This window comes from Actinomadura sp. NEAU-AAG7 (assembly GCF_018603865.1).
GTDB classification, from domain to species: domain Bacteria; phylum Actinomycetota; class Actinomycetes; order Streptosporangiales; family Streptosporangiaceae; genus Spirillospora; species Spirillospora litoris.
The window spans coordinates 172,636-189,276 of the sequence record NZ_JAHFZY010000003.1 but is presented as its reverse complement, the minus strand read 5'-3'; the positions used below and the strand labels follow the sequence as shown (position 1 = coordinate 189,276).

Here is a 16,641-nt window from a genome sequence, read left to right as displayed (position 1 = left end):
ACCCCCGAGCCGATCACGGCGGGGCCGTGAGCTGGGACGCGAGGGTCAGCGGGGACGGTCGTGCAGCCCCATCGTCAGGTTGCGCGCGGCCATCGGCGGGCCGCCCGGCTGGTGCCCTTGCTGAGGAGACTGCGGGTGGCCCTGCTGGTGGCCCTGCTGGTGGCCCTGGTAGGGGGGCTGCTGCTGCGGCATCTGCTGCATGTGGTCGCGGCCCTGCGCGGCGGGTTCGGCCCAGACGGCCGTCCCGTAGGCGCACACCTCGTATCCGCCGCCGACCGCGGCCGTGTCGAAGCGCATGCCGACGACCGTGTTCGCGCCCTTGCGGCGCGCCTCCTCGCCGAGCCGGTCGACCGCCTCGCGGCGCGCCGCCGCCAGCCCGGCCGACGGCTGCTCGCCCGTCACCCGGAACGTCGCGCTGCTGCCGGGCTGCCCGTGCTGCCCGTGCCCGCCCCTGCCCTGATCGGTCTGGACGGCCGTCCCCAGGACCTCGCCGAGCACGCTGCGGATCTCGTATCCGGCCACGCCGTCAGTCGTCACGATCAGCATGCGACCACGGTAATCCACCGGGCGGACAGTTGGGGCCGCGACACCCGGCCGTCACCCCCGGGCACGCGGCACCGACCGTCGTGGTCCTCCCGGCGGGCGGCCGGAAGGACCACCGTCGAGCCGGCGCCCGGCCAGGGGTTCAATCCAGGTACTCACGGAGCATCTGCGCGCGTGAGGGGTGCCGCAGCTTCGCCAGGGTCTTCGACTCGATCTGGCGGATCCGCTCGCGCGTGACGCCGAACTCCCTGCCGACCTCCTCCAGCGTGCGGGGGTGCCCGTCGGTCAGGCCGAAGCGCAGCTGGATGATGCGCTGCTCCCGTTCCGACAGCGTGCCGAGGATGTCCTCCAGCTGGTCCTGGAGCAGGATGAACGCCGCCGCCTCGATCGGCACGACGGCGTCCGCGTCCTCGATGAAGTCGCCGAGGTCGGAGTCCTCCTCGCCGATCGGCGACTGGAGCGACACCGGCTCCTGCGCGATCCGCTGGATCTCCACGACCCGGACGGGCGAGAGCCCCATCTCCAGGCCGATCTCCTCCGGGGTCGGCTCGCGGCCGAGGTCCTGGTGGAGCTGGCGCTGCACGCGGACCAGCTTGTTGATCGTCTCCACCATGTGCACCGGGATGCGGATGGTCCGCGCCTGGTCGGCGATCGCCCGGGTGATCGCCTGCCGGATCCACCAGGTGGCGTAGGTGGAGAACTTGAACCCCTTCGTGTAGTCGAACTTCTCGACCGCACGGATCAGCCCGAGATTTCCCTCCTGGATGAGGTCGAGGAAGAGCATTCCCCGGCCCACATAGCGTTTCGCGATCGAGACCACCAGCCGCAGGTTGGCCTCGATCAGGCGTTGCTTCGCCCGCACTCCGTCGCGGGCGAGCAGTTCGAGGTCGATGCGCTCGCCCCGGGAGAGGATCGCGACCTGCGCCATCTTCTCCTCGGCGAACAGCCCCGCCTCGATCGATTTCGCGAGTTCTACTTCATCTTCTGCCGTGAGAAGCGGTACGCGACCGATCTCTCTCAGGTAGATCCGAACCAGGTCGCTGGTCGGCGCCCGCTTGCCGAGGTCTCCCTCATCCGCTCGCGCGACGTCCTCGGTCTCCTGCTGAGATTCGAGGACCTCCACCCCCTGCTCTGCGAGCATCCGGACGACCCTTTCCAGGGAGTCGTCCGGCAAGTCCGAGCGATCGAGCGCGGCAGCGACGTCATCGACGGTCACACCGCCGCGCTCTCTGCCGCGTGCGACGAGGTCCGCCACCTGATCAACCGATGGCGCCTCGCTAGGCAGCACCGAAGGGCCCACGCAGACAGTTTGCGTCAAATGCGGGCTAGATCACAGGACCTATTTTGCGGACATTTGACTTACTGTGCCCCAAGGCCCCGTTCCCGCAACACCCGTCGCTGCTGCTCACGCGCGACAAGATCGCCGAAGAGCCGGGCGTACTCCTCCGGCGCCTCGTCCGGATTCAGCCGCTGGAGTTTAGACTTCACGTCCGCGATCATTCGGGTGAGCTGGCGCTCCTGTATTCGGGCCAGCAGTTCGACGGCATAACGGTCATCCGATTCATGGGCGGACCGCACCGGCTCGACGCCCAGCATCGTGATCAAATCCTTGACCTGCGTGTTCGGGGCCTGCTCCAGCAGCAGCGCGACCCACTCGGCGACCGCACCCGCCGCCGTCACGCCGCCCGCCGCCGCGATCACCGTCCGCACCGCCGCGTGCGGCGGCGCGAGGAACGCCTCCGCCGGGACCTCGTCGAATCCCGGTCCGAGCGCCGCCGGACGCTGCACGGCGAGCTTCAGCAACTCGCGCTCCCGCTGCACCTCGGGGTCGTTCGGGTCGTAGCCGGGACGGCCCGCCGCGCCGCCGTTCTCCTCGCCCTCGTGCCCGTTCGCGCCGCGGCCGTTTCCGGCCTGCCCCGCCGCGCCGTGGCCGTTCGCCGCCTGCCCGTTCCCGGGCCGGCCTCCTCCGGCCCGCGCTCCGCCCGCCCGGTCGTCTCCGAAGCGGGGGTCGCCGGGGCGCCCGTTCGCGGCGCGGCCGCGGCCCTGGCTCTGGCGCCGCGCCGCGAGTTCGCGGACGCGGCCGAGCACGAACTGCTCGTCCATGATCCCGAGCCAGCGGTCGAGGCTGACCGCGTACATCTGGCGGAGCGCGCGGTCCTTGATGGAGGCGACGACGGGGGCGGCGGCGTCCAGGGCGCCGAGCCGCCCCTCGGCGGTGTCGAGGTCGTGCTGCTCGATCGCGCTGCGCACCGCGAACTCAAACAGCGGCAGCCGGGAGGCGACCAGGTCGCGCACCGCCGCGTCGCCGTGCCGGATCCGCAGGTCGCAGGGGTCGAGCCCGTCCGGCTGGACGGCGACGAACGTCTGCGTGACGAACTTCTGCTCGTCGGCGAACGCGCGCAGCGCCGCCTTCTGCCCGGCCGAGTCGCCGTCGAAGGTGAAGATCACCTCACCACGGAACTCGTCCTGGTCCATCAGGAGCCGGCGCAGGATCTTGATGTGGTCGTCGCCGAACGCCGTGCCGGACGTGGCGATCGCGGTCTTGACGCCGGCCAGGTGGCAGGCCATCACGTCGGTGTAGCCCTCGACCACCACGGCCTGCCGCCGCCGGGCGATCTCCTTCTTGGCGAGGTCGGCCCCGTACAGCACCGAGCCCTTGTGGAACAGCGGCGACTCGGGCGTGTTCAGGTACTTGGGGCCGTCATCGTCGTCGTAGAGGCGGCGCGCGCCGAAGCCGATGACGTCGCCGCTCAGGTCGCGGATCGGCCACATCAGCCGGCCGCGGAACCGGTCCATCGGGCCGCGCCTGCCCTCCTTGGCGAGCCCGCCCGCGATGACGTCGCGGTCGGCGAACCCCCGCGCGCGCAGGTGCCGGACGAGGCCCTCCCACTCGCGCGGCGCGAACCCGACGCCGAAGTGGGCCGCGTCGGCCGCCTCGAACCCCCGCTCGGACAGGAACTTGCGGCCGATCGCGCCCTCGGGCGAGGACAGGTGCTCCACGTAGTACTCGGCGGCGGCCTTGTGCGCCTCCAGCAGCCGGGCGCGCTGCCCGGTGTCCTGCCGGGGGCCGCGTCCGCCGCCGTCCTCGTAGCGGAGCTGGATGCCGGCCTGGGCCGCGAGCCGCTCGACGGCCTCGGAGAACGACAGGTGCTCGATCTCCTGGACGAACTTGATGACGTCGCCGCCGGCCTCGCAGCCGAAGCAGAAGTACAGGCCGCGCGAGGGCGTCACGTTGAACGAGGGCGACTTCTCGTCGTGGAAGGGGCACAGGCCCTTGAGGTTGCCGCCGCCCGCGCTGCGCAGCTGGAGATACTCGCCGATCACGGCGTCGATGGACGACCGCTCCCGAACGAGCGCGATGTCCTCATTGCGAATCCGGCCTGCCACGACGAAGGAGTCTACGGCGGTGCCACGACATCCGGCGCATCACACCGCGCCCGCTGCCCGCCCCGCACCCGCGCGGGCCGGATACTGGAGAGTATGAGGAGATCGCTGGTGTGGGTGAAGCCGGAGGGCGCGGAACTCGCGGAGGCCGAGCTGGGCCAGGGTCGGATGGCCGCGACCGGGACGGCCGTCGGCGGGGACCCGCTCCCCTACCGCCTGGAGTACGAGCTGACGACGGGCGACCGGTACGTGACGGCGCGGCTGGCCGTCCGGGCGACGGGCGTGGACGCCCGCACCGGCCCGTGGCGCAGATGGCTGGAACTGGTCAACCGGCCCGAGGGCGAGTGGAAGGTGACGGCCCGCGCCGAGGGGCACGTGCCGATGCCGCCGCCGGGCGGGGACGCGACCGTGCTGCGCGGCGCCCTGGACTGCGACCTCGGCCTGTCGCCGCTCACCAACACGATGCCGGTGCTGCGTGACGGCCTGCTGGACGGCGTGCCGGGCCCCGCCGCCTCGGTCGAGTACCTGATGGCGTGGGTGTCGGTCCCGGACCTGGTGGTGACGCCGTCCCGGCAGAGGTACACCTTCCTCCGCCGGGACGGCGACCGGAGCGTGGTCCGCTTCTCCAGCCCGGGGTTCACCGAGGAGATCGTCTTCGACCGGGACGGCCTGGTCGTCGACTACCCCGCGATCGGCCGGGCCGTACGGCCCTGAGCCGTGCGGCGGCCGCTAGCGGACCCGGAAGCGGTCGAACAGCCGGTACATGAACTCCGTGCCCTGCTGGAGCGCGGCGACGGAGATCCGCTCGTCGTTGCCGTGCATCGTGACGAGCTGGTCGTTGTCGAGGACGTAGGGGTAGACGCCGTAGCCGGGCACGCCCCGCGACGTCCACGGCCCCAGGCTCGTCCCCGCCTCGAACAGCGCGGGCGCGAACACCGCGCCCGGGTAGGTCTTCGCGGCGGCGGCACTGATCGCGGTGTAGAGCGGCGAGTCGATGCTGGAGGGCGCCTTGGCGGACGTCGCGTCCAGCCGCTTGAGCGCGTCCTCCTCGGACTCGCCGGGGTTCCCCGCGAGCCTCACGGTCACGTCCCGGCCCGCGAGCCGCTTGCGGAACTCGGCCAGGAACTCGCGCGGACGCTGCCCGCCCGGCACGCCCCGGCAGTTGAGGCGCAGCGTGGCGGTGGAGGGGATGACGTTCTCCTTGTAGCCCGCGTCCTCGATGACGAACGCGTGCGTCGTGCGCAGCAGCGCGCTGTGCAGCCACGGATAGGAACTGCGCTTGACGACCAGCGCCGCCGCCCGCTCCCGGGCGTGCTGCGAGCGCGCCGAGAGCAGGAGCCGCAGCGCCCGCTGGAACGGCGCGTCACGGGTCGCCTTGGCCAGCGCGGTGAAGTACTCGCGGGTGACGGGGGTCAGCGCGACCGGCGCCAGCCAGGTGTCGACGGCGGCCACCGCGCGCGAGAGCCTGGCGATGGCCGAGTCCGGGTTGGGCTTGGAGGAGTGGGTGGCGGTGCCGTTCGCGACGAGGTCGAGGTTGAAGTAGACCTTGTCCTGGCGGGTGACGGTGATCAGCATGGGCGTCCTCTGGTCCTTCTGGGCGAGGAACCAGCCGCCCTCCGTGAGGACCATGCCCGCGTTGATCTTGTCCCAGTGGTTCTGGGCGAGCCATCCGGAGCCGTACGGCCCGGACTCCTCGTCGCAGTCGGTGAGGACGATGATGTCCCGGTCGAACCGCCCGCCCTCCTTGAGGTGGCGCAGGAGCGCGGTGATGAACGCGGCGTTGGCGCCCTTCATGTCGAGCGCCCCGCGCCCGTAGACCTCACCGTCCCTCACCACCCCGGCGAACGGGTCGACGGACCATTTGTCACGTTCCACAGGGACGACGTCGGAGTGGCCGAGCAGCAGCAGCGGGGGCGCCGCGGTGGTGCCCTTGATCCGGGCGATGAGGTGGACGTTGTCCTTCTTCGGCGTCGGGACGATCTCGGCGGAGACCCCCGCCGACTCCCAGACGGACTTCAGCATCTCCGCGTGCGGGCGGGTGACGCCGCCCTCGCCGAAGTTCTGCGTGTCGAAGGCCAGCATGCGCTTGAGCAGGGCGAGCGGGTCGAGGTCGGCCGGGGCGATCCCGGCGCTCGCGCCCGCCGCCGGCGCCGCGCGGCCGCCGGTCGAGGCGGCGGCCGTGCCGCCCGCGAGCGCGCCGCCCGCGAGCAGGACGGCGCCCGCCCCGGTGTGGTGCAGGAAGGCGCGCCGGGAGAACCTCGGGGACGCGCCGGACGGGGGGTCGTCGCTGTGGTGGGAGTCGGCCGGTGGGGAGACGGACATGGAGAGCTCCTCCTGAACCCTGGACGGGTGGCCCTGGACGGGCCGGGCGGGAACCCGGCGCCCGCGCCGAGCCGTCAGGGAGCCCCCGCGCGGTTCGCCGCCCCCGCCCTGCCACGCAGCCTCGCACGAACGGGAGATGATCTCCAGGAGGACCCGCAAGGGCGGGAACGGCCTTGACTTCGGCAAAGACCCCTAATTTCGGTCCTGGCCGAACCCGGCCTGGTTAACCGCGAGTAACTCCGGGTGGGCTATGGACAAACGCTGCGTCGCACGATGCAATGACGCACCAAAGTTCGACCCACCCCCAGGCGGCGCCCATGACCGATGTTGTGCTCGACGGCGTCGAGAAGGTCTACCCCAGCGGCCACACCGCCGTGCGCAACATGCGGCTGCGCATCAACGACGGCGAGCTGTTCGTCCTCCTCGGCCCGTCCGGCTGCGGCAAGTCCACGATCCTGCGCATGATCGCCGGGCTGGAGGAGATCACCTCCGGGATCCTGTGGCTGAACGGAGCCGTCGCCAACGAGCTCCAACCCCGGGATCGGAACGTGGCAATGGTGTTCCAGGAGGGCGCGCTCTACCCGCACCGCACCGTCCGGGGCAACATGATGTTCCCGCTGGAGGTGTCGGGCGACGACCGCGCCCAGGCGACCGCGAAGGTCGTCGAGCTGGCCCGCGCGCTCGGCCTCAACACGATGATCGACCGGCTGCCGGGCACGCTGTCGGGCGGGCAGCGCCAGCGCGCCGCGATCGGGCGGGCGCTGATCCGCGAGCCGTCGCTGTTCCTGATGGACGAGCCGCTGTCCAGCCTGGACGCGGGCCTGCGCACCGAGCTGCGCGTCGAGATCGCCGCGTTGGTACGCTCCAGCGGCACCACCACCGTCTACGTCACCCACGACCAGGTCGAGGCCATGACGATGGCCGACCGCATGGCGGTGCTGCGCGACGGCGTCCTGGAGGACGTCGGCACGCCCGAGCAGGTCTACGCCGACCCCGCGACGGCGTTCGTCGCGGCGTTCCTCAGCAACCCGCCGATGAACATGTTCCAGGCGACGCTGTGGGCGGTCGAGGGCGAGGGCCTGCTGCTCGACCTCGGCCCGCAGCGCCTCAACCTCCCCTGGGACGACCCGCGCGCCGCGTCGCTGATCAGCCATCACGGGCAGTCGGTGATCGTCGGCATCCGGCCAGACACGCTGGTCCCGATCGAGGCGGGCTCCCCGGCGCGTCCCGGCACCGTCCTGTCCGGGCAGGTGCGGGCCCTTGAGTTCCACGGGCACGAGTGGCTCGCCTACGCCGAGGCGGGCATCCCGACCGTCGAGGCGAGCGAGGTCGGACGGGTCGCGCCGCCCGCCCCGCCCGAGCCCGAGCCGACCCGCCTCGTCGACCGGCTCCGCGCCCTGCTGGGCGGGCGCGCCGAGGGCGGCGGCGAGCCCGCGCCCGAGGAGCACGCCGGCCACCACCGCCGCTCCGACCTGATCTTCCGCGCCGGGCCCGGCGGCCGCCCGAACCGCGGCGACCGCGTCGCGCTGACCGTCGACCTGGACCGGATCCTGCTGTTCGGCGCCGACGGCCGCCGCGTCACACCCGTCCCGCGATGACCTCGCGCAGCCGCCCGAACCCCGCGTCGATCTCCGGCAGCGTCACGGCCCCGTAGCCGAGCACCAGGCCCGGCCCGCCCCGCCCGGTGACGGCGAACTCCGACAGCGCGAACAGCCCGATCCCCTCGGCGAGGGCACGGCGGGCGAGCGCCGCGTCGTCCGTCCCGTCCGGGAGGGTGGCGCTGAGGTGCAGCCCCGCCACCGACGGGATGACCGTGAGCCCGCTGCCGGACGCGGCGCCGACCAGCTCCGTGATCCGCTCGTGCCGCGCCTGGTACTCGCGCCGCGACCGGCGGAGGTGGCGCGCCAGCAGGCCCTCGTCGATGAACCGGGCGAGCGCCGCCTGCGTCGGCATGTCCGCGTGCCAGGACGAGACGTAGCGCGCCATGCGGAACGCGCGGTGCAACGACGGGGGCGCCACCAGGAACCCCAGCCGCAGCACCGGACGCATGATCTTGGAGAACGTGCCCATGTAGAGCACCCGGCCGTCCTCGTCGAGGCTCTGCAGCGGCTCGATCGGGCGTCCCGCGTAGCGGTACTCGGTGTCGTAGTCGTCCTCGACGACCACCACGTCGCGCCGCCGCGCCCAGTCGAGCAGCGCCCGCCGCCTCGGCAGCGACATCGGCATGCCCAGCGGGAACTGGTGGGACGGCGTGACGTAGACGGCCCGCGCGTCCTCCGGGAGCGCGTCGACCCGCAGGCCCTCCGCGTCCACCGGAACGCCCCGCACCCGCATCCCCGCCGCCGTCAGCAGCAGCCGCGCGGGCGGGTACCCCGGGTCCTCGACGGCCACCACGTCCCCCGGCTCCAGCAGTACCCGCACGATCAGGTCCAGGGCCTGCTGGATCCCCGAGGTGACGACGACGTCGCCCGCCCCGGCCCGCACCGACCGCGAGACCCCGACGTGCCGGGCGATGGCCCGCCGCAGGTCGAGCAGCCCCGCGGGGTCCCCCGCCGCGGCCGGGTCGTCCAGCGCCGACGGCCGCAGCCGCCCCGCCATGATCCGCCGCCACGACTCGTAGGGGAACAGCCGCACGTCGGGGACCCCGACGCGGAAGTCCCACCGCACGCCCGGCGTCCACGCGGGCCACACCGTGATCTCGTCCCAGATCGGCCGCGGCCGCAGCGGCGACGCCTCCGGCGCCCCCCGCGACACCGGCCCGGCCTCCTGGACGAACGTCCCGGCGCCCACCCGCCCGTCGAGGAACCCCTCCGCCGTCAGCCGGTCGTAGGCGACCGCGACCGTGTTGCGGGAGATCTCCAGCCGCCGCGCCAGCTCCCGCGTCGGCGGCAGCGCCTCGCCCGCGCGCAGCCGCCCGTCCAGGATCGCCGCGCGGAGCTGCCGGTAGATCTGCCCGGCGAGGTCCTTGCGGCCCTCCAGGCTCACATGCAGATCCACGCCCCGACCCTAAATCGGCTCAGCCAGTTCCTGCAATTTTGGCCCTGTACTTGGGCCTCTCCGGGTTCCTAGCGTGGGCACCATGCTTTCCGAACTCCTGAACACCGACTTCCGCCCCCTGGACCGGAAGGCGTGCGACCTCTACCTCTCCGCCGTCGAGCAGGTGCGGCCCGCGCAGCTCGCACTCCCGACCCCCTGCGCCGACTGGACCCTGCACGGCCTGCTCCGCCACCAGGTCAGCCAGGACGAGGGCTTCGCCGCCGCCGCGCGCGGTGAGGGCGCCCGCCTCTCCCACTGGCGCGACGGGGACCTCGGCACCGACCACGTCGCCGCCGCGAAGACGTCCGCCGAACTCGTCACGGCCGCCTTCGCCGAGGCGTCCCTCGACCAGGAGTTCATCCTCCCCGAGGTCCGCGAGGGCGGCGGCTTCCCCGCCGCCCTGGCGATCAGCTTCCACTTCGTCGACCTGGTCGTCCACGCCTGGGACGTCGCCACCGCGATCGGCGCCCCCTGGGAGCCGTCCGAGGAGCTGCTCACCGCGTCCCTCAAGGTCGCCGCCATCGTCCCCGACGACGGCCGCGGCCCCGGCGCGAGCTTCGACAGGCCCGTCGCGTCCGCCCCGGGCGACGCCCCCGGCAGGCGCCTGCTCAGCCTCCTCGGCCGCACCCCATGAGGATCTGGAGGACCCACTGGACCCGCGGCCCCGTCGCCGCCGAGGGCACGGTCCTGGTCAGCGTCACCGACTTCACCGGCAGGGCCCGCGACTTCCCGGCGATCTACAAGGCCGGGATGGACCTCCGCCGCGCCTGGCCCGACATGGAGGGCGCCGTCGGCCTCTGGCTCTGGGCGAGCCCCGGCCGCCGCCGCACCGGCTCGGTCTCGGTCTGGCGCGGCGAGGCCGACCTGCTCCGCTTCGTCGGCTGGAAACCGCACGTCGCGATCATGCGCCGCTTCCGCGACCGGGGCACCCTCGTCTCCCACACCTGGGAGACCGACGACTTCGCCCCGCCCACGACCTGGGCCCGCGCGGAGGAACTCCTGACCGGCACGCGCCGGCCGCCGCTGACCGCGACGAGCGGGGGCCGTAGCGGTTGAACGGGGGCGGGTGGGGTCAGGCGCCCGCGTGCACGGCCTCGGCCGGAGCGGCCTCGCAGAGCGCCCCCTGGTAGAAGCCGATCTTCCAGTGGATCTGCTCCTGCTGCTCGCGCAGCCGGGCGATCTGCTCCTCCACCCGCCGATCGTGGTCCCGCAGCAGCTCAAGACGCTCCTGGACGGTCCCGTCACCGCCCCGGGCGAGCTCGGAGTAGCGCAGCATCTCCGCGATCGGCATCCCGGTCTCGCGCAGGCACCGCAACATCCTCAGCCACACCAGGTCGTCGTCGCTGAACACCCGCCGACCGGACGAGTTGCGCGCGATGTCCGCCAGCAACCCGATCTTCTCGTAGTAGCGCAACGTGTCGATGCTGAACCCGCTCTTCTCAGCGGTCTCTGCCGGGGAGTAGCTCACCCGCCCAGAATCGCACCTGGAGCACACTCCAGGTCAACCGGCCGGCGTGCCCGTCCCGCCGTCCCGCCGGGCGCCGTCGATGACGGCGTCCAGGAGCGAGCGGGAGCGCCGCAGATCCTCGATCATGCGATCGATGCGGTCCCGCTCCACCATCAACTCGCCCACCAGGGACTCGCCCGCCGGACCCTCCCCGCACAGCGAGGGCAGCAGCGTGACGATCTTCGAGCTGCACAGACCCGCGGCGTAGAGCTCCTGGATCCGCCGCACCCGGGCCACCGCCGTCTCCGCGTACTCCCGGTGCCCGCCCGGCGTCCGCTCGGCGGGCAGCAGGCCCTCCTGCTCGTAGTAGCGCAACGAGCGCCCGCTGACGCCCGTACGCCGGGCCAGCTCACCGATTCGCATGATGCAGATCACATCATTTCCCTTTGATTCTTACATCGGCGTCAACTTCTACGTTAACCGCATGACGCACGAAACGATCGCCTCCCCCCTCCTCACACCCGCCCGCCTCGGCACGCACGAGCTGGCGAACCGCCTGGTCGTCGCCCCCATGACCCGCACCCGCGCGAAGCGCGACGGCACCCCCACCCCGCTCATGGCCGAGTACTACGCCCAGCGCGCCACGGCCGGAGCGATCATCGCCGAGGCGGCCACCCCGAACGCGGCCGGCCAGACGTATCCGAACATCACCGCCCTGCACACCGACACCCACACCGACGGATGGCGCCAGGTCACCAGGGCCGTCCGAGCCGCCGGCGGCGGCCCGATGTTCCTCCAGATCCAGCACGGCGGACGCATCGGGCACCCCGACACCAGCGGCCTCACCCCCATGGCCCCCTCACCGATCCCGCTGCCCGACCCGATCCACACCCCGTCGGGCCTCCAGCAGGCGGTCACCCCACGCGAGATGACCCCCGACGACATCAGGCAGACCATCGACGACTTCGCGCGCACCGCCCGCCGCGCCGTCGAGGCGGGCTTCGCCGGGGTCGAGGTCCACAGCGCCAACGGCTACCTGCTGCACCAGTTCCTGGCCGCCGGCACCAACCGGCGCACCGACGCCTACGGCGGAGGCGTCGACAACCGCATCCGCTTCACCACCGAGGTCGTCGCCGCCGTCGCGGCCGCGATCGGCGCCGAGCGCACCGGCCTGCGCGTCTCCCCCGGCAAGGCCGTCAACGGCATCACCGAGACCGATACCGACGACCTCTACCCGGCCCTGATCGAGGCCACCGGCGAAGATCTCGCCTACCTCCACATCGCCTTCGCCGACCCGGCCCGGCCGCTCTTCGCCCGGCTGCGCGGACTCCGGACCGGCACGCTGATCGCCAACCCCGTCCTGCCCGCCGAGCGGATCCCCGCCGACGGCGGCCGGGAGGCCGCCGAACGCCTCCTGGACGCCGGCGCCGACCTCATCGCCCTGGGCCGCCCCTTCCTCGCCAATCCCGACCTGGTCGACCGCATCCGCACCGGCGCCCCGGTCAACGCCGTCCGCGCCGAGTACACGATGTACACCGGCGGCCCCACCGGGTACACCGACTACCCCACCCTGGACCCCGCGGACCGGTGATGTGACCGGACCACGGGCTGGAAGGTGACGACCAACCCCGGCCGGTTCCGCGAGGGGCGATTCATGATCTGGACGGGTGGCGCGCCGTCTCCGCGGTTTGACCTGGAGTGGACTCCAGATCGCATAGTTGCCTCACGACGACCACTGGCGAGGAGCCGGAGAGGATCTTCCATGCGTATCGGGCTTCAGGTTCCCAGCTTCACCTACCCCGGCGGCCCGGAACAGATCGGGCCGACGTTCGGCCGGATCGCCCGTGAGGCCGACGAGGCGGGCCTGCACTCGTTCTGGGTGATGGACCATTTCTTCCAGATCCACCAGGTGGGGCCGTCGGAGGAGCCGATGCTGGAGGCCTACTCGTCCCTCGCGTACGCGGCGGCGCTGACGGAGCGGATCACGCTCGGCGCGCTGGTCACGGGTGTCACCTACCGGCATCCCGGCATCCTGGTCAAAACCGTGACGACGCTGGACGTCCTCTCAGGCGGTCGGGCGTGGCTGGGCATAGGCGCGGCGTGGAACGACGAGGAGTCGAGAGGGCTCGGCGTCGCCTTCCCGCCGACGGCGGAGAGGTTCGAGCGGCTGGAGGAGACGCTGAAGATCGCCGGTCAGATGTGGAGGGGCGACGAATCGCCGTTCAAAGGCAGGCACTTCGAGCTGGAGCGCCCGCTGAACTCTCCACCCGCCGTCCGGCGTCCCCATCCGCCCGTCCTCATCGGCGGCGGCGGCGAGAAGAAGACGCTGCGGTTCGTCGCCAAGTACGCCGACGCGTGCAACCTCTCCGACAACGACGAGCTGCCGAGGAAGCTGGACGTGCTGCGCGAGCACTGCGACCGGGAAGGGCGCGACTACGACGAGATCGAGAAGACGACGATCACCGCCGCGGAAGAGCCCTCGGTCGGTGCCGCCGTGGACACCATCGGGCGTCTGGCCGAGCGCGGCGTCGACCACGTGATCTTCAGTCAGCTCACCGGCCAGGAGTTGACCGCGATACTGGCGGAGGCCCTGCCGCAGACCGAGAAGATCACCCCGGCCGGCCGGTGAGCCGACCGGCCGGGAAGGAGCCCCGCGCGCCGTACGCCCTCGGACGAAGGCGCGCGGGGCAGCCCTAGGGCAGGATCAACGAGGGGTGGGTTCGAGCCGCAACGGCACCCCGAACAGGTTGAGCGCGTTGATCAGCGATACCAGCGCGACGAGATCACCGCGCTCGCGCGGGTCCGGGTAGTGCTTGCACAGCTCCTCCCAGAGTTCGTCACTGACCGGCTCGCGGCGGGTGACGGCCTCGGTGTAGGCGAGGGCGGCGCGCTCCGCCTCGCTGTAGAGGTATGAATTGCGCCAGATGGTCGTGTGGTGCATGCGCTCCTCGGTGTCGCCCTTCGCACGGGCGTCTCTGATGTGGATGTCGACGCAGTACGCGCAGCCGTTCAGCTGCGACGCGCGGATCTTGATGAGCTCCTGCACCTTGCCGTCCAGCGGCCCCTTCCGGATGAGGCGTGCCAGGTTCATGAACCCGCTGTAGACCTCGGGTGTCGCTTCCTGCAAGAGCATGCGTGCCATGGTCGCTCCCTCGTGGACGTCGCTGTCGCCAGGGAGACGCCGCAGGCCGCTCACCTGTGACAGCGGACGAGCCAGGGAAAATGACTACCGCGAGCGGACGTGGAGCGTGGGGAGCTTGTCGGGGTTGATCACGCGGCGGTAGGCGGTGATGCGCCCGTTCTCGATCTCCACGGTGTCGATGGCCCGGACACGGTGGCCGCCCGGCCCTCCGGGACCGATGGCGCCGAGGACGAGCAGCGCCGGTTCGCCGTTGACCTCGGCCGGAGTGAAGCGCACCGACTTCTGCCGCCCGACCCGCAGCAGGATGGCGGCGACCCGTGCCGCACCCCGGATGATCTTGCGGGCGGCGAAGACCTTGCCGCCGCCGTCCGTCGTGTAGGTCGCGTCCGGGTCGAGCAGCTCCATCAGCGCCGTCGCGTCGCCCTTCTCGTAGGCGGCGCGGAACGCGGTGAGCACCCGCTCCCGCTCGGTCCGCGACGGCGGACGGGCGGGACGCGCGGCCGCGACCTTGCGCCCGGCGCGGGAGGCGAGTTGGCGGCACGCGGCGGGCGACTTCCCGAGCACCTCGGCGATCTGCTCGTAGGGCACGTCGAACGCGCGGCGCAGGACGAAGGCGACCCGCTCGGGCGGCGACAGCTCCTCCAGGACCAGCATCATCGCGGTGCCGACGGTGTCGTCCACGAGGACCTTGTCGGCGATGTCGGGGCCGGTCAGCAGCGGTTCGGGCAGCCACGGCCCGACGTAGTCGACGCGGCGCGCGCGGGCGGTGCCGAGCACGTCGTAGGCGCGGCGCGCGGCGACGGTGACGAGCCAGGCCCGCAGGTCGCGGACGTCGTCCAGCGACTCCTGGGCGGCGGCGCGCAGCCAGACGTCCTGGACGATGTCCTCGGCGTCGGCGACGCTGCCGGTGACGCGGTAGGCGACGCCGAACACGGCGGGGCGGTGCCGGTCCCACTCGTCGTCGAGCCGGCTCGGCCGGTCCTGGAGGTTCGTGCTCATGATGTGTACGACCCCGCCGCGGCGCCGAGCATTCCCGGCCGGCTCAGGCGGTCGCGGGCGTGAAGACCCATTTCCGGTACGACCAGTAGCGGAACGCGGCGCCGAACCCGACCCCCGCCAGCAGCCCGAGGTTGTAGGACAGGCCGCCGTGCAGGCCGAGGGTGTAGTAGGTGAAGCCGGTGCAGAGGACCTGGATCAGCAGGCCGACGCCGTTGAGCGCGAAGAAGACGACGACCTCGCGGCCGGAGCCGTCGCTGTCGCGGTGCCGGAAGGTCCAGAAGCGGTTGGCGAGGTAGGAGGTGATCGTGGACACCACGGTCGGCACCACGACGCTCGTCACGGGGCTGCCGCCGAGCCAGGCGCGCATCAGGTTCGCGCCGAAGATCGTGATGAGGGTACCGACGCCTCCCACGAAGCCGAAGCTCAGCAGCTCGCGAAAGAACGTGCGGTAGGCCGAGGCGGACGCGACCGATTTGACCGGTCTTGACCGCTGCATGGTGCTCACTCGCCCAGACCTTACCCGAGCGGTACATACGCCAAGGTCACAACCCGGGCAAAAGATCAGCCGCCGGCGGTGGCGGCGGCCGGGGCCAGCAGGAATATCAGGCCGACGAGCGCGACCGGGACGGCCAGCGCCCAGCCGAGCCCGACGCCCTGCGCGACGAAGCCGATGACGGGCGGCCCGCCGAGCAGCCCGCCGTAGCCGATGGCGGTGACGCGGGAGATGCCGGTCGCGGCGGGGACGCCGGGCACGTTCCCGGCGGCGCTGAAGGTGACGGGCGCGACGACGGCGACACCGAGCCCGAACAGCGTGAACCCGGCCACGGCGGCGACCGGGTCGTGGGCGGCGAGCCCGAGGGCGAGGCCGCCGGCGGCGAGCAGCGACCCGGCGCGCATCACCCGGACGGGACCGAACCGCGCGACGACCCGGTCCCCGGTGAGCCGCCCGACGGTCATGGCGACCGCGCAGCCGGCGAAGCCGAGCCCGGCGGTCCCGGGCCCGGTGCCGAGGTTCTCCCGCAGGTAGATCGCGCTCCAGTCGGCCATGGCGCCCTCGCCGACGAAGGAGCACAGGCCGATGATCCCGAGCGTCAGGAGCAGCCACCTGCGGGCCGGGCGGGGCGGATCACCGCCGGTCGCGGCCGGCGGTGCCTCGGGCACGAGGTCGGCGGAACGATCCAGCAGATTCCGGCAGCCGACCAGCAGGACCACCGCCAGGACGACCGTCGCCGCGGGGAGATGCGCCGCGACCGGGACGTGGGCGTGCGCCGCGGCGGAGCCCACGAGGGCGGCCACGAGGGTCCCGATGCTGAACCAGCCGTGCATGCCCGACATCAGGGGCCGCCCGTAGTCGCGTTCGACGGCGACGCCCTGGGCGTTCATGGCCACGTCCATCACGCCGAGCGCGGCCCCGAACAGCAGCAGGGCGAACAGCAGCGCGCCGAGGTTCCAGGCGAGCCCGAGCGGGATGAGCGACAGCGCCCCCGCGAACCCGCCCAGCAGCGTCGTCGTGCGGCTGCCCAGGCGGGCGACGAGCGACCCGGTGAACCGGACGGCGATGGCGACCCCGACGGGCGCGCCGAGCAGCGCGACGCCCATCGCGCCCTCGCCCAGCCCGAGGTTCTCCTTGATCTGGGGGATCCGGGGGACCCAGGTGACCCCGATCAGCCCGTGGACGGTGAACGCCACCGTCACCGCGACCCGTGCCCGGACGGGCGGCGCGATCTCCTCCGTCACCACCCGGCCGACCCTACGTGCCCCGGCTCCC

Annotated in this window: 17 protein-coding genes; 6 read left to right on the top strand and 11 right to left on the bottom strand. The window is 72.5% G+C overall.

The features are described 5' to 3' along the window. Window positions 1-45 precede the first annotated feature (45 nt). From KLI87_RS15455 to dnaG, 3 genes are all read right to left on the bottom strand, one after another. On the bottom strand, window positions 46-546 hold the full coding sequence (locus KLI87_RS15455; protein WP_214617646.1) for a YbjQ family protein: 501 nt from the start codon (window positions 544-546) through the stop codon (window positions 46-48). Window positions 547-685: 139 nt separating this feature from the next. After that, on the bottom strand, window positions 686-1,831 hold the full coding sequence (gene rpoD, locus KLI87_RS15450; protein ID WP_214618073.1) for an RNA polymerase sigma factor RpoD: 1,146 nt from the start codon (window positions 1,829-1,831) through the stop codon (window positions 686-688). Between the two features lie 71 nt (window positions 1,832-1,902). Next, entirely contained in the window at window positions 1,903-3,930 is a 2,028-nt protein-coding gene (gene dnaG / locus KLI87_RS15445; RefSeq protein WP_214617645.1) for a DNA primase, read from the bottom strand. A gap of 93 nt (window positions 3,931-4,023) precedes the next feature. Between dnaG and KLI87_RS15440 the strand changes: the two genes are divergently transcribed. Next, window positions 4,024-4,641 (top strand): putative glycolipid-binding domain-containing protein, encoded by a 618-nt coding sequence (locus KLI87_RS15440; protein ID WP_214617644.1) that lies wholly within the window; start codon window positions 4,024-4,026, stop codon window positions 4,639-4,641. 15 nt (window positions 4,642-4,656) lie between these two features. Here KLI87_RS15440 and KLI87_RS15435 read toward each other — a convergent pair whose 3' ends face one another. Then, window positions 4,657-6,249 carry a M20/M25/M40 family metallo-hydrolase gene (locus KLI87_RS15435; RefSeq protein ID WP_214617643.1) on the bottom strand — a complete coding sequence of 531 codons (1,593 nt, stop codon included), beginning with the start codon at window positions 6,247-6,249 and terminating at the stop codon, window positions 4,657-4,659. A gap of 317 nt (window positions 6,250-6,566) precedes the next feature. Here KLI87_RS15435 and KLI87_RS15430 point away from each other — a divergent pair, with 317 nt between their 5' ends. After that, complete coding sequence (locus KLI87_RS15430) at window positions 6,567-7,847, top strand: ABC transporter ATP-binding protein (protein ID WP_156219325.1); 1,281 nt, start codon at window positions 6,567-6,569, stop codon at window positions 7,845-7,847. On the opposite strand, the gene KLI87_RS15425 is transcribed toward KLI87_RS15430, so the two are convergent. Then, window positions 7,828-9,246, bottom strand: coding sequence for a PLP-dependent aminotransferase family protein (locus tag KLI87_RS15425; protein ID WP_214617642.1), 1,419 nt, complete (start codon window positions 9,244-9,246; stop codon window positions 7,828-7,830). The genes KLI87_RS15430 and KLI87_RS15425 overlap by 20 nt on opposite strands. Before the next feature lie 82 nt (window positions 9,247-9,328). Here KLI87_RS15425 and KLI87_RS15420 point away from each other — a divergent pair, with 82 nt between their 5' ends. Next, window positions 9,329-9,919: a TIGR03086 family metal-binding protein gene (locus KLI87_RS15420; protein WP_156219324.1), complete on the top strand. Its 591-nt coding sequence runs from the start codon at window positions 9,329-9,331 to the stop codon at window positions 9,917-9,919. Further along, a complete protein-coding gene (locus tag KLI87_RS15415) occupies window positions 9,916-10,341 on the top strand; it encodes a hypothetical protein (RefSeq protein WP_156219323.1) in 426 nt (141 codons plus the stop codon). The genes KLI87_RS15420 and KLI87_RS15415 overlap by 4 nt, the downstream gene beginning before the upstream one ends. A 16-nt stretch (window positions 10,342-10,357) precedes the next feature. Here the strand turns inward: KLI87_RS15415 and KLI87_RS15410 are convergent, their stop codons facing one another. Then, window positions 10,358-10,753 carry a MerR family transcriptional regulator gene (locus tag KLI87_RS15410; protein WP_214617641.1) on the bottom strand — a complete coding sequence of 132 codons (396 nt, stop codon included), beginning with the start codon at window positions 10,751-10,753 and terminating at the stop codon, window positions 10,358-10,360. 33 nt (window positions 10,754-10,786) lie between these two features. Further along, window positions 10,787-11,155, bottom strand: a complete 369-nt coding sequence (locus tag KLI87_RS15405) for a MerR family transcriptional regulator (RefSeq protein WP_156219322.1) — start codon at window positions 11,153-11,155, stop codon at window positions 10,787-10,789. A gap of 61 nt (window positions 11,156-11,216) precedes the next feature. Between KLI87_RS15405 and KLI87_RS15400 the strand changes: the two genes are divergently transcribed. After that, on the top strand, window positions 11,217-12,323 hold the full coding sequence (locus KLI87_RS15400; RefSeq protein ID WP_214617640.1) for an alkene reductase: 1,107 nt from the start codon (window positions 11,217-11,219) through the stop codon (window positions 12,321-12,323). A 171-nt stretch (window positions 12,324-12,494) separates the two neighbouring features. Next, window positions 12,495-13,361, top strand: coding sequence for an LLM class F420-dependent oxidoreductase (locus tag KLI87_RS15395; RefSeq protein WP_214617639.1), 867 nt, complete (start codon window positions 12,495-12,497; stop codon window positions 13,359-13,361). Window positions 13,362-13,436: 75 nt separating this feature from the next. Here KLI87_RS15395 and KLI87_RS15390 read toward each other — a convergent pair whose 3' ends face one another. The 4 genes from KLI87_RS15390 to KLI87_RS15375 all read right to left on the bottom strand — a co-directional run bounded on the left by KLI87_RS15390 (window position 13,437) and on the right by KLI87_RS15375 (window position 16,613). Further along, window positions 13,437-13,874, bottom strand: a complete 438-nt coding sequence (locus KLI87_RS15390; protein ID WP_156219319.1) for a carboxymuconolactone decarboxylase family protein — start codon at window positions 13,872-13,874, stop codon at window positions 13,437-13,439. Between the two features lie 84 nt (window positions 13,875-13,958). After that, a complete protein-coding gene (sigJ, locus tag KLI87_RS15385; protein ID WP_156219318.1) occupies window positions 13,959-14,873 on the bottom strand; it encodes an RNA polymerase sigma factor SigJ in 915 nt (304 codons plus the stop codon). 43 nt (window positions 14,874-14,916) lie between these two features. After that, entirely contained in the window at window positions 14,917-15,369 is a 453-nt protein-coding gene (locus tag KLI87_RS15380; protein ID WP_156219475.1) for a GtrA family protein, read from the bottom strand. A 65-nt stretch (window positions 15,370-15,434) separates the two neighbouring features. Further along, window positions 15,435-16,613, bottom strand: a complete 1,179-nt coding sequence (locus KLI87_RS15375) for an MFS transporter (protein ID WP_214617637.1) — start codon at window positions 16,611-16,613, stop codon at window positions 15,435-15,437. Window positions 16,614-16,641 lie beyond the last annotated feature (28 nt).

Bases quoted from the DNA above. Each gene is read 5' to 3' on its own strand.
- KLI87_RS15455 (WP_214617646.1), bottom strand. From the start codon at position 546: ATGCTGATCGTGACGACTGACGGCGTGGCCGGATACGAGATCCGCAGC.
- KLI87_RS15440 (WP_214617644.1), top strand. From the start codon at position 4,024: ATGAGGAGATCGCTGGTGTGGGTGAAGCCGGAGGGCGCGGAACTCGCG.
- KLI87_RS15435 (WP_214617643.1), bottom strand. From the start codon at position 6,249: ATGTCCGTCTCCCCACCGGCCGACTCCCACCACAGCGACGACCCCCCG.
- KLI87_RS15430 (WP_156219325.1), top strand. From the start codon at position 6,567: ATGACCGATGTTGTGCTCGACGGCGTCGAGAAGGTCTACCCCAGCGGC.
- KLI87_RS15420 (WP_156219324.1), top strand. From the start codon at position 9,329: ATGCTTTCCGAACTCCTGAACACCGACTTCCGCCCCCTGGACCGGAAG.
- KLI87_RS15415 (WP_156219323.1), top strand. From the start codon at position 9,916: ATGAGGATCTGGAGGACCCACTGGACCCGCGGCCCCGTCGCCGCCGAG.
- KLI87_RS15405 (WP_156219322.1), bottom strand. From the start codon at position 11,155: ATGCGAATCGGTGAGCTGGCCCGGCGTACGGGCGTCAGCGGGCGCTCG.
- KLI87_RS15400 (WP_214617640.1), top strand. From the start codon at position 11,217: ATGACGCACGAAACGATCGCCTCCCCCCTCCTCACACCCGCCCGCCTC.
- KLI87_RS15395 (WP_214617639.1), top strand. From the start codon at position 12,495: ATGCGTATCGGGCTTCAGGTTCCCAGCTTCACCTACCCCGGCGGCCCG.
- KLI87_RS15390 (WP_156219319.1), bottom strand. From the start codon at position 13,874: ATGGCACGCATGCTCTTGCAGGAAGCGACACCCGAGGTCTACAGCGGG.
- sigJ (WP_156219318.1), bottom strand. From the start codon at position 14,873: ATGAGCACGAACCTCCAGGACCGGCCGAGCCGGCTCGACGACGAGTGG.
- KLI87_RS15380 (WP_156219475.1), bottom strand. From the start codon at position 15,369: ATGCAGCGGTCAAGACCGGTCAAATCGGTCGCGTCCGCCTCGGCCTAC.